This window comes from Corynebacterium crudilactis, from assembly GCF_001643015.1.
In the GTDB taxonomy this organism is placed as follows: Bacteria; Actinomycetota; Actinomycetes; order Mycobacteriales; family Mycobacteriaceae; genus Corynebacterium; species Corynebacterium crudilactis.
In genome coordinates this window covers 1590630-1602443 of the sequence record NZ_CP015622.1, presented here as the reverse complement: position 1 = coordinate 1602443, position 11814 = coordinate 1590630, and the positions used below count along the sequence as shown (strand labels likewise).

At 50.2% G+C, this 11814-nt stretch carries 14 protein-coding genes; 10 read left to right on the top strand and 4 right to left on the bottom strand.

The window, feature by feature from the left end; translation table 11 throughout:
* Positions 1-2 precede the first annotated feature (2 nt).
* The 5 genes from sufD (at position 3) to ccrud_RS07550 (ending at position 4175) form a co-directional block, all read left to right on the top strand.
* Positions 3-1181, top strand: a complete 1179-nt coding sequence (gene sufD / locus ccrud_RS07570; RefSeq protein ID WP_066565792.1) for a Fe-S cluster assembly protein SufD — start codon at positions 3-5, stop codon at positions 1179-1181.
* 79 nt (positions 1182-1260) lie between these two features.
* A complete protein-coding gene (sufC, locus tag ccrud_RS07565) occupies positions 1261-2019 on the top strand; it encodes a Fe-S cluster assembly ATPase SufC (protein ID WP_066565790.1) in 759 nt (252 codons plus the stop codon).
* A 1-nt stretch (position 2020) separates the two neighbouring features.
* Positions 2021-3286: a cysteine desulfurase gene (locus ccrud_RS07560; protein WP_066565789.1), complete on the top strand. Its 1266-nt coding sequence runs from the start codon at positions 2021-2023 to the stop codon at positions 3284-3286.
* Entirely contained in the window at positions 3286-3735 is a 450-nt protein-coding gene (sufU, locus tag ccrud_RS07555; RefSeq protein WP_066565788.1) for a Fe-S cluster assembly sulfur transfer protein SufU, read from the top strand. The genes ccrud_RS07560 and sufU overlap by 1 nt, the downstream gene beginning before the upstream one ends.
* Before the next feature lie 26 nt (positions 3736-3761).
* Positions 3762-4175 (top strand): metal-sulfur cluster assembly factor, encoded by a 414-nt coding sequence (locus ccrud_RS07550; RefSeq protein WP_066565782.1) that lies wholly within the window; start codon positions 3762-3764, stop codon positions 4173-4175.
* A 286-nt stretch (positions 4176-4461) separates the two neighbouring features.
* On the opposite strand, the gene ccrud_RS07545 is transcribed toward ccrud_RS07550, so the two are convergent.
* Together ccrud_RS07545 and ccrud_RS07540 are read right to left on the bottom strand one after the other, a co-directional pair.
* Positions 4462-6093, bottom strand: coding sequence for an ABC-F family ATP-binding cassette domain-containing protein (locus ccrud_RS07545; RefSeq protein WP_066565780.1), 1632 nt, complete (start codon positions 6091-6093; stop codon positions 4462-4464).
* An 88-nt stretch (positions 6094-6181) separates the two neighbouring features.
* A complete protein-coding gene (locus ccrud_RS07540) occupies positions 6182-6607 on the bottom strand; it encodes a hypothetical protein (RefSeq protein WP_066565778.1) in 426 nt (141 codons plus the stop codon).
* 380 nt (positions 6608-6987) lie between these two features.
* Here ccrud_RS07540 and ccrud_RS07535 point away from each other — a divergent pair, with 380 nt between their 5' ends.
* The 5 genes from ccrud_RS07535 (at position 6988) to ccrud_RS07515 (ending at position 10379) form a co-directional block, all read left to right on the top strand.
* Complete coding sequence (locus ccrud_RS07535; RefSeq protein ID WP_066565776.1) at positions 6988-7608, top strand: hypothetical protein; 621 nt, start codon at positions 6988-6990, stop codon at positions 7606-7608.
* Between the two features lie 105 nt (positions 7609-7713).
* On the top strand, positions 7714-8205 hold the full coding sequence (locus tag ccrud_RS07530) for a DUF1990 domain-containing protein (protein WP_245670190.1): 492 nt from the start codon (positions 7714-7716) through the stop codon (positions 8203-8205).
* A 416-nt stretch (positions 8206-8621) separates the two neighbouring features.
* Entirely contained in the window at positions 8622-9293 is a 672-nt protein-coding gene (locus tag ccrud_RS07525) for a hypothetical protein (RefSeq protein ID WP_066565774.1), read from the top strand.
* Positions 9294-9438: 145 nt separating this feature from the next.
* Complete coding sequence (locus ccrud_RS07520) at positions 9439-9693, top strand: PLDc N-terminal domain-containing protein (RefSeq protein ID WP_082868798.1); 255 nt, start codon at positions 9439-9441, stop codon at positions 9691-9693.
* 20 nt (positions 9694-9713) lie between these two features.
* Positions 9714-10379, top strand: coding sequence for an NAD(P)H-binding protein (locus ccrud_RS07515; protein ID WP_066565771.1), 666 nt, complete (start codon positions 9714-9716; stop codon positions 10377-10379).
* Here ccrud_RS07515 and ccrud_RS07510 read toward each other — a convergent pair.
* Together ccrud_RS07510 and acnR are read right to left on the bottom strand one after the other, a co-directional pair.
* Positions 10369-11130: a glutamine amidotransferase gene (locus ccrud_RS07510; protein ID WP_066565769.1), complete on the bottom strand. Its 762-nt coding sequence runs from the start codon at positions 11128-11130 to the stop codon at positions 10369-10371. The genes ccrud_RS07515 and ccrud_RS07510 overlap by 11 nt on opposite strands.
* Positions 11131-11175: 45 nt before the next feature.
* A complete protein-coding gene (gene acnR / locus ccrud_RS07505; RefSeq protein ID WP_066565768.1) occupies positions 11176-11742 on the bottom strand; it encodes a TetR/AcrR family transcriptional regulator AcnR in 567 nt (188 codons plus the stop codon).
* Between the last annotated feature and the right edge of the window lie 72 nt (positions 11743-11814).

Below are 11814 nucleotides of genomic sequence, written 5' to 3'. Positions count from 1 at the left end.
CAATGACTGAAGTAGCAACTGTAAAGGCAGCAACCCTGCATAACACCAAGGGTGACCTCTTTACTTCTTATGATGTTGAGGATTTCGAGATTCCTCGCGGCCGCGATGAAGTCTGGCGCTTCGTTTCTTTGCGTCGTCTTCGTGGACTCCACAACGGCGAATTTGCGCCTGCAACTACCTCTGACGTCAAGGTCGAGATCCCTGCAGACGCAGCAGGCGCAAGCCACGAAACCGTCGCCAAGGGCGATTCTCGTCTCGGACGCGCTGGTGCTCCAGTGGACCGTGCCGCAGCTCAGGCATGGACTTCCATGGAGCAGGGTGACGTTGTCACTTTTGCAAAGAATTCTCACAACCCAACACCTGTGACCATTACTGTCACCGGTAAGGGGGAGGGCGTTACCTCCTTCGGCGCAATTTCCATCGAAGTTGAAGCAGGTGCTGATGCAATCGTCGCACTGCAATACGTCGGATCTGGTACCCACGCTGACAACGTTGAATTCATCGTTGGAGACAACGCACGTCTGACCGTTATCACCGATACCCACTGGGATAACGACGCAGTCCACCTGAGCAATCAGCTTGCCCAGCTTGGCCGTGACGCCGTACTTCGCCACACTGTGGCTACCTTCGGTGGAGAAGTCGTCCGCATTGTCCCACGTGTTCGTTTCACCGCACCTGGTGGCGACGCAGAAATGCTTGGCGTTTACTTCGCAGATGATGGACAGTACTTTGAGCAGCGTTTGCTGGTCGATCACGCAGTTCCTAATTGCCGCTCTAACGTGCTTTACAAGGGCGCGCTGCAGGGTGATAAGAACTCTGACAAGCCAGATGCTCGTACCTGCTGGGTTGGCGATGTGCTCATCCGTTCAAACGCACATGGCACCGACACCTATGAAGCAAACCGTTCCCTCGTTCTTACCGAGGGTGCACGCGCAGACGCTATTCCAAACCTTGAGATCGAAACCGGCCAAATCGTCGGTGCAGGACACGCAGCAACAGTCGGTCGCTTTGACGACGAGCACGTGTTCTACCTTCAAGCTCGTGGTATTCCTGCCGATGAAGCTCGACGCCTTATCGTTCGTGGTTTCTTCAACGAAGTCATTAACAAAGTTCCAGTGGAATCCATCCGCGGGGAATTGGAAAACCGCGTCAGCTCAGAACTCACCGTTCTTGGCATGTAAATAACTGGGCTCAATTCCCATTGAGCCCGGATTAGTACTTCAGTTTAAATTCGTTTCAACCCCTGAAAGATTGTCACAGATGAGCACTCTTGAAATCCGTAACCTGCACGCACAGGTTATTCCTTCCGATGCATCCGCAGAGCCTAAGGAAATCCTCAAGGGCGTAAACCTCACCATCAATTCCGGTGAGATCCACGCCATCATGGGCCCTAACGGCTCCGGCAAGTCCACTCTTGCTTACACCCTTGGCGGACACCCACGCTACGAAGTAACCGCAGGTGAGGTTCTCCTCGACGGTGAAAACATTTTGGACATGGAAGTAGATGAGCGTGCACGCGCTGGTCTTTTCCTTGCCATGCAGTACCCAACTGAGATCCCTGGCGTTTCTGTTGCTAACTTCCTGCGTTCCGCAGCAACCGCAATCCGCGGCGAGGCTCCAAAGCTGCGCGAGTGGGTCAAGGAAGTTCGCACCGCTCAGGAAGCACTTGCTATTGATCCTGCGTTCTCCAACCGCTCCGTCAACGAAGGTTTCTCCGGTGGCGAGAAGAAGCGCCACGAGGTTCTGCAGCTTGATCTGCTGAAGCCAAAGTTCGCAATCATGGATGAGACCGACTCCGGCCTGGACGTTGACGCTCTACGTATCGTCTCAGAGGGCATCAACTCCTACAAGCAGGAGACTGACGGTGGCATCTTGATGATCACCCACTACAAGCGCATCCTGAACTACGTTAAGCCAGACTTCATTCACGTCTTCGCTAACGGTCAGATTGTTACCACCGGTGGCGCTGAGCTTGCTGACAAGCTCGAAGCTGACGGCTACGACCAGTTCATCAAGTAATATGTCCGATTTCCTCAATGCAGATGGATCCCTCAATGTGGATAAGGTGCGGGAAGAATTCCCAATCCTGAAACGCACTGTTCGGGATGGGAAACCGCTTGCTTACCTGGACTCAGGTGCGACATCGCAGCGACCCGAGCGGGTGTGGCGTGCAGAAGAGAAATTTGTGCTGCACACAAACGCCCCCGTGCACCGCGGTGCCTACCAACTGGCTGAGGAAGCAACGGATGCTTATGAGGGTGCACGCGAAAAGATCGCGTCCTTTGTGGGCGCTGAGCAGCACGAAATTGCGTTCACTAAGAATGCAACTGAAGCTCTCAACCTTGTTGCGTACACCCTCGGTGATGACCGTTCTGGTAAATACCGTGTGCAAGCAGGTGACACCGTTGTCATCACAGAGCTTGAACACCATGCCAACTTGGTTCCATGGCAGGAATTGTGCCGACGTACTGGCGCAACCCTGAAATGGTACAAAGTTACCGAAGACGGTCGCATTGATCTTGATTCTCTCGAGCTCGATGAAACTGTCAAGGTGGTTGCCTTTACACATCAGTCCAATGTGACTGGTGCTGTGGCCGATGTTCCAGAACTGGTTCGACGTGCCAAGGCAGTCGGAGCGCTCACTGTGCTTGATGCATGCCAGTCGGTTCCGCATATGCCAGTGAACTTCCACGAACTGGATGTAGATTTCTCTGCATTCTCCGGGCACAAAATGCTCGGTCCTTCCGGTGTTGGCGTTGTCTACGCAAAGAGCCCACTTCTGGATGAGCTGCCACCGTTTCTCACTGGTGGTTCCATGATTGAAGTTGTCACCATGGAAGGCTCAACGTTTGCAGCTGCACCTCAGCGCTTTGAAGCTGGCACACAGATGACGAGCCAGGTAGTGGGATTGGGCGCAGCCGTAGAAATGCTGGAAGAAATTGGCATGGAAGCGATTGCTGCTCATGAACATGCTTTGACGGCGTACGCGTTGGAAAAGCTCACTGCAGTTGAGGGTCTTAGCATTGCGGGTCCGTTAACCGCAGATATGCGTGGTGGCGCAATCAGCTTCGGTGTGGAAGGCATTCACCCACATGATCTTGGCCAAGTGCTTGATGATCAAGGCGTGAATATCCGTGTTGGACACCATTGCGCGTGGCCCGTACACCGCAGCATGAAGCTGCAATCAACAGCACGAGCATCCTTTTATCTCTATAACACCTTCGAAGAAATCGACCGCCTCGTGGCAGCGATTGAGAAGGCAAAGCAATTCTTTGGAGTCGCGTAATGAACCTTGAGCAGATGTATCAAGAGGTGATCCTGGATCACTACAAAAACCCACAGCACAAGGGTCTGCGGGACCCTTTTGACGCAGAGGTTCACCACGTTAACCCTTCCTGTGGCGATGAGCTGACTTTGCGAGTGAAGCTGTCTGAGGACAACTCAACCGTTGAAGACATCTCTTATGAAGCAATTGGCTGTTCGATTAGCCAGGCTTCCACGTCTGTGATGGCTGAGGAAATCGTGGGCCAACCTGTAGATAAAGCGTTGGAGAAGCTCGAAGAATTTGAAAAGATGATCGTCTCCCGCGGCAAGTTCGTGGGTGATGAGGACCTTATCGGAGATGGCGTTGCTTTTTCTGGTGTAGCTAAGTATCCAGCTCGCGTGAAATGCGCATTGCTTGGGTGGAAGGCTTTCCAGGCAGCAACTGCCGATGCTGTTGAGCACGTACATTAAGCCCGCGCTAACAATTGGAGGAACCCATGAGCGAGCACACTGAGAACACCCCAGAGGTAGAGGACTCAAATGCCTCTACTTTCGAAGCACAAAGCTCCGAACGCCCAGAGCAGTCCGAGGCAGACCTAGCAAAAGCTAGCGATGTCGAAGAGTACATGCGCGATGTGATTGACCCAGAATTGGGCATCAACGTTGTGGATCTGGGACTTGTTTATGATGTCTACATGATCAACGGCAACGAAGCTCATGTTGATATGACCCTGACTTCACCAGCTTGCCCGCTGACTGATGTCATCGAAGATCAGGCACGCACTGCCATCGTCGGAAACGGCATTGCAGACAAGCTGTCTTTGAACTGGGTATGGATGCCACCTTGGGGTCCACATATGATCACCGAAGAAGGCCGCGAACAGCTACAAGCCCTTGGCTTTGCCGTTTAACTAAGCTGCTTATCGACGAAAACCCCGTGCCGCACAGGATTTCCTGTGCAGCACGGGGTTTTCGGGCACTAAGATGAGGAAAAGAAAATGCCAACGACCTCAGCGCAGCCGGAAGCCAGGGAAGCGCTAATACAACAACCCCAAGCGCAAGGCTTGGGGTTGTGGGGTATGGTGCGTCGATCTACATCGACGCTCACTCCTTTCAGGATAGTATCAAGCATCAATATTAATGAAGACCAAAGATGAACTAGACGCCATGCTCGGAGCGGCTCGCTTTGAAAAGAACTTAAGCGAGTTCCACGATCTCCATGTACTGCTCGTTCCAGAGATCTTCAGTGCCATCAGGAAGCACAATGACACGATCCGGCTCAAGTGCCTTCACTGCACCTGGGTCGTGTGTCACCAGGACAACAGCGCCTGTGTAGGTACGCAGAGCGTCAAGAACCTGCTCACGAGAGATAGGGTCAAGGTTGTTTGTAGGCTCATCAAGAAGCAAGACGTTTGCGCGAGAAGACACCAGGGTTGCCAGTGCAAGACGAGTCTTTTCACCACCGGAAAGAGTGCCAGCTGGCTGATCCAACTGCTCACCGGAGAACATGAAGGAACCCAGAAGGCTGCGCAGACCTTGTTGATCTGCATCAGCGCAGGCCTCAATGGTGTTCTGCCAGACGGATTTATCAGGATCAATGGTGTCGTGTTCCTGCGCGAAGTAACCGATCTTCAAGCCATAGCCAGTAACGATTCCGCCTTCGCCATCGGTGCGTTCCACACCGGCAAGCAGCTTCAGCAAGGTGGTCTTACCTGCACCGTTGAAACCAAGGACAACCACGCGGGAGCCCTTGTCAATAGCGAGGTCCACACCGGCGAAGACTTCCAAAGAGCCGTACATCTTGGTCAGGCCCTTGGCATTGAGTGGGGTCTTTCCACACGGTGCTGGTTCTGGGAACACGATGTTTGCAGCACGATCGGAGACACGAATATCATCAAGATTATCGATCATCCTTTCTGCGCGAGCGATCATCTGCTTAGCCGAAGCTGCCTTGGTAGCCTTAGCTCCCAGACGCGCAGCCTGGTCTTTCAGAGCACCTGCTTTTTTCTCTGCATTTGAGCGCTCACGGCGACGACGAGCTTCATCCAGAGCACGAGCATCAACATACTTAGAAAAGCCCATGTTGTAGACATCGGCTTCGCTGCGCACAGCATCTAAGTACCAAATCTTGTTACAGACAGCGCCAAGGAGTTCGACATCGTGAGAGATCATGATGAGTCCACCCTCGTGCTTCGAGAGGAAGTCGCGCAACCACGTAATGGAGTCAGCATCCAAGTGGTTGGTTGGTTCGTCGAGAAGCAGCGTGGTCTTGGACTTGCCGGAGCCGTTGGTGGCGGCAAAGAGGATCTGTGCCAGCTCCACGCGGCGTCGCTGTCCACCGGACAGCGTCTTGAGCTGCTGGTCTAGGATGCGTGCCTCAAGGCCCAAGTTGTCACAGATCTGGGCAGCCTCAGCATCGGCTTCATAGCCGCCGAGGGCCTGAAACTGTTCCTCAAGCCTGGAATATTTACCGATGGCAGTATCAAGCTTGCCTGGATCTGTGGTGGTTTCCATGATCTCTTGCTGGCGTTCCATGCCAGAACGTAGCTGGTCAAGGCCACGAGCAGAGAGAACACGATCGCGGGCAGTCTGTTCGATATTGCCTTCGCGGGAGTCCTGGGGGAGGTATCCGACCTCGCCAGCCACGGTGACAGAACCACCGTATGGCTTGGTTTCGCCGGAGAGGATTCGCATCGTTGTGGTTTTTCCTGCACCATTTCTGCCGACAAGACCGATACGGTCGCCAGGCTGAACGCGGAGGAGCTGACCCGGTGCGTCAAGGAGGGTACGAGCGCCAACGCGCACTTCTAAATCATTGGTGACAATCACAACCGGTTAGTCTATCAAGTACCTATGTCAGGTCAACAACCGGCAGGTTTTTTAAAAATTAGAGAGAGCTTGCATACATGGTTAGCGCTTAACTTTTGATCTTCTTAGCGCGGATTAATGCAACCACATAATTACTGACACTGAGGCTAAAAGTTACTCCAACTATGGACATCGCCACGCCGATTCCTTCCTGGCTAGTCACCGGAGTTGCAACAGCCATAGCAAACCACGTGGTAAATCCAGCGGCAGTTCCCAATGCTGCTGCTAGGGCGCCAGCATTAAGTCGTTTAGAACTTAACGCTGCAACAACAGCCATGCCCACAACAAATGCACCACACAGTACTACCTGCCAAGCAGGGAAACTTCCGGGCATTTGAATGGCAGGTGTGACGAAAGATCCATCGTTACCTGCTGCGGACCAACTCAACCAAAGCAATCCAGACAAGAAACCGAGAAGTGCACCAAATAATCCCGTTGCCCATAATCCACATCGTCCGCCAGTGGGCCATCCCATGAACGCTTTAGGCCCAGAAGAGTTAAGAGATAGGAGAGGGTCTCTATTTCGACTTGATCGTGCGTATCGCCAAATGAAGACTGCACCAATCAATGTGGGGATGAGGGCACCTATGATGAACAAGGAGAAAAATGATTCCCAAGGAAACGGATAATAAGTATTCATTCACTGAATACTTCCATATTCATTCAAAATATTATTTTGAATAGTAGATCCAGTTGGCAGGTACGTTTTTTCTTTAGCTCGGCGTGTAAGTCCGATGAGAGCCTTAAATCTTAAGCAGATCATCCGCGGATTGTTTAGGGTAGAGGAATGAGTGAGGAACAATTCTCAATTCTTCCTAGCGCTGCTACCAACACCACGTCAGGACAGATGTTGCTATGACCGCTAAAGGCCAACCAATAAACCCTGATCCCTCTGTGGAAACGGATTACATCATCCACTACTCACTCAATGAGTTTCAGCGTGGCAGCATGGTCACACGATTTGGCTCTCCTCCGGGAAAACGCGAAGTCTATGAAATCTTAGAGAAGTACGGAATCTCTTCTACCCAAATATCGGACTATTCTGTTACGCCAGCACCGAGTGTGAAACAAGCGCGTTTATATGCCGATGAGGGCATTTCAATGCCAGCAATTCTGCAAGTTCAAGATGCTCAAAGCGTAAAACCTTCTTCAGAGGTGCCTGCTCCTCGAGCTCAACGTTCAAAAAAGAACGGTGGTTGTGGGTGGATAGTGGTATCGATTGCCGTGATTTCTTTTGCTTTTCCGGCTTTTACTTCAGAACGTGCGCACAGCAATGGAGAAATGGCGACGCCAACTTTTGCCCATGAGATGGATTTTGGTGAGCGGCTAGATATTTGTACTGACCGTTTGAACTCTCTTGCGGAAACGACGACAAATATTTGGGGTGAGGATCCGGGATTTTTTGATGACCGTGTCTCACAGAGCTTCTTGCATCCAGCAAACTTTTCTTTTCTTGCTGGATGCATGTCTGATTAGAGGACGATAATCGGTATCAGTGGGGTAGGTGGGGGAGCTTGCGTTAGAATTAGTATCTTTCCAACCAGGCAAGATATGTAACGTCTTAATCGGAGCGGGGGCAGTGTGAACACCTCTAAACTGAGTTATTCGCAGTCGTTATGGGGGCATTCTCAAGAGTTATTGACTGGAAATAATTCAGGTTTGACGGGCTGGAACATCACTGATTGTGAATTGATCCTGGGGCAGGGGGAAGAGTGCTTCAGCCTGGCAGTGCAACGGTTATTTTCCTGGAAGGCGCATCGTTATGCGGGCGTTCATGTTGTTGAATCTGACTCGATTGTGGAACTTAAATTCTGGGGAACACGGTCTTATTGCAAGATCCTGAAACGTGTTGAAACCCCGCATCGAGCGTTGTTAATTTATGGCACCCTTGCACAACATGTGGAGTGTGGGGAAGAGACCTTTGAGGTTTCTATTGATAGAAATGGTGAGGTCAAGGCACATATTGTAGCTTTTTCTAAACCTGCTCAGTGGTGGGCTAGATGGGGACAGTTCATTGTGAGAGTTATTCAATTAAGGATTACTGCTAAGTATCTCAAGGGGCTTAAAGCTTAATTGGGCAGGGCGGATGATCTTTGATCAAGGCACCAGTGTAATGAAGATTTATACTGCGCATTTAGTGTTATTTATATAGAAATAATTTGAAAATAGTATGTTAATTTTCTGCTATTTTAATTGTATTTACTACATTATATATTTTCCGAGCCGCCGGGGGCAGGCAGTGGTGTAGGTCACATTAAATTACTTAAACCTGAAATATCATAGAGGTTAAAAAGTGGTCCGCCGATTTCCGGATTTTTACTGTTTAGCGAAAGTCGGGGTGAGGGTGCTCTCAAATTTCTCAAGTCAATAAGCAGCTTCGCTCTGCCGAAAGTGATGAATGCCTATCTGCTGTATTCTTTGACCGGAATGCACGCAATTGCTATTGGGGATGTGCCTGTCTGAATCCAATTCCGTATAGGCATTGGGGAATGCTAGATGTTAATCAATTCTGCATGTATTCCCGAGGTCACAAAACTTCGGGATTTCGTTTTACCGGACCATCACCTAGTCTAGATTTTCTCCTTATCGACATCATAGGAAAGTGGAATGCGTTTTCTAGAGTGGCGAAGAAGGATGGTAGCTCATTACCTTTTCCTGATAATGTGTGTATTCATCAGGGTGTAGTCGGAGCTGTTCGGCAGTGTCTTTTTCAAGCCATGGTTGCGAAAAAGTGGTCACTTTTCTCTTCAATCACGAGAGCTGTAGTAGCTAATCTTCCTGATGTGCTCACTATGCCTGAACTGCAGGAATGGGCACAGCCAGTCCAAAGCTATGAATTAGTGGGATACTGCGCGCTGAGTCCTGGTTGGCCTGGGCCTATTAGCTCAGTTTTTGAAAAGACGGACCTTGAGTTGTGGGAGTCAACTTTAGCTACGAGTTGGATGATGTTGGGGCCATATATATCTGGACGGCATGCCCACCAAATGCCAGTTGAGAATTTCTATTGGCGTCATAATACTGAGCTACGGTGGTGCGAGAGCTTTGCTAATGGTTGTTTTGATGATTTAACAAGTCTGCAGAAGCTTCTAAGCCTGTTGCTAAGCAAACGTTACTTATCGCAGGATTACTTATTGGTGCGTGTTTTAAAAATTAATGAATAGGTGAGTGATTGGGGATTTGCTTACCGAAGCATATATGTCATAGTGACGTAATTTTAAGGGGGAAAGTCTTATTTTAAGAAAGCTAAATCTGCCGATAACTTCGGAACTACCAGTGACTCCAAAAATTTCAGCCTACAATTAAGACATGCCAACTTTAAAAGATCGTTCCTCCAAAATGTACAAATCCCTACGGGCTGATTGGTTAGATCTTCCTACCGAACTACGTTTTCCAGTTATCGCTGCCGCGGTAGTGGAGTTTGCCGGCAAGGTATCTGTATGGGTGTCGTTGAATCGCCGTAAACAAGAAGAAGTCCGCGGGCCTAAATGGCTCTGGGCACTTTTAACTGTGGTTAATGGTGTTGGCCCTGCTGCGTACTGGGCTTTCGGCAGGAAAAAGTAATCGTTGTTAGGGTGGCTCCCATGACTGATTCAACTCGCATATTACTCATTGGCGGACACGGCAAGGTTGCTCTTTTAGCAACCCCCATGCTTATCGACGCCTCCCTCGAGGTCACTTCCATGTACCGCAATCCGGACCACAGGTCCGAAATTGAAGAACTAGGGGCGATGCCCCTAGAGCGTGATGTCACCACGCTAAGTGTCGAAGACTGGGCAGATTTACTTAAAGATTTTGATGTCGTGGTGTGGAGCGCCGGCAATGGTGGCAAGAGCGGTGCAGCTGCCACGTATGCAATTGATCGTGACGCAGCAATTGCGTCTATCGATGGTGCTGCGAGCCTCGGGGAGCAGGCACCTCGATACATTATGGTGAGCTACGTTGCCTCAACGTCTCATACCATCGACCCAGACGCTTCCTTCTATCCATATGCTGAATCCAAAAAGTCTGCTGATGAGCACTTGGCAAAGACTAATTTGGATTATCTGATCTTGGGGCCTTCAGGTTTGACGTTAGATCAGGTCAACGGAATTGAAGTTATTGAAGATTCTACTGAGGCAGGTGCGGATCGAACTACCTCAAGAATTCTGGTTGCACAGGTGATTACAGAGTTTGCGGTTCGAGAATTCCCACAGACTCGTGTTCTGCCATTTGTGGATGGAGATACGCCAGTTTCAGCTATTCGCTAAGAGCTGGTTGCTGATGCTCTAGGCCATTAGCAATACGTGTGCCTTCGCAGACTTCCACGAAATTACGTAGAACTCTATTCGCATAGATGGCATCAACTGTAGGAAGTTCTGCGATGATGCGTTCGTAGTCTTCTGGGGAGAAGTAGCCGTAGTTGGAATAGAAATCCATGCGATTTTTCATTCCAACTGCATCCATATCTGCATGGAACTGTACTGACCAGGTATTTTTATTTGCGCGCAGCATCTGTACCGGGCATGTTGGTCCAGTAGCTAATACAACGTGGCCTGGAGCGGCGGTAATGGAATTCTCTGTATGCCCGGTAAAAGAGGTAAAGCTGTCCGGGAGATCGCGCGTTAAAATATCGCGCTGTCCTGCTTCGGTCAGTAAAACAGTGGTGGGGCCGGAAGCTTCTGGGTGGGTTCGTCCAATGTGTCCACCAGCGTAAAAAGTTAAGAAAGTATTTCCATAGCAGACGAAAATGGTAGGCAATGGGTGATCGATCAATAACCCTAGTTCTCGGTGGACATGTCGCTGCCAATCGCTGTACTCAAAATTTGTAGCATTGAGTGGGCTGCCACCAACGATTACTCCATCAAAGCCTTCCAGGCTTCCGATGCGAGAGGTAGTGCTATCCAACATTCGAGAAGTCAGTTCTTGTGGCTTGAGGCCAGTGGCCTGGAGAAAGTCGCGACGTTCGGCAGCAGCAACTGCGGCGCCTTGGCGGGGTTGAACTAAAAGAACTGAAACCATACCGCTTAGTCTAGTTCTTTTATACCGCAATTGGAATTCAAGACCTTAGTCCCGTGTACGCACTGAGCTTTCCACTAAATCTAGTACCTCAGATAGCCCTTCCGTAGGGGCACCAGTAGCTAAACGGGAAATAAAACCATCGAGAACAGTCTCTAAGAACGTATGTAGAACCTCTAGGGGCACATCGGTACGCATCTGCCCTTTGTCCACATTTCGAGAAAGACGTACCCGGACAGCTTCGTCTAGAACACTTTGGTGATCAATCCATTTTGCCCGAAATACAGGATCGGTGCGCAGTTGTTTTGAGATCTCGAGTCGAACTGACATCCAGTCGTAGCGCTGAGGATCCTCGAGCATTCCTCGCATAACTTCTACGAGGCCATTTTCAGACACCACCTCTGCCATGCGTGCAGCATCTTCACGAGCGAGCGCTAAGAAAAGATTTTCTTTATCTCCAAAATGGTGAAAGATCGCTCCTCGTGATTTCCCTGTCGCTTCTTCTAGCCGGCGTACAGTCGCGCCCTCATAGCCGTGCTCTGCAAAGCACCGACGAGCGCCTTCGAGGATTTCGTGACGGCTATTTGTTGGCTTGTCTCTTGCCGCTATGGACACGATGTACTCCTAGGAAAAATAGCGGTGAAAACACGCATGGAAGGGGTTGGGTCTAAAATTTGGCGTATTAGA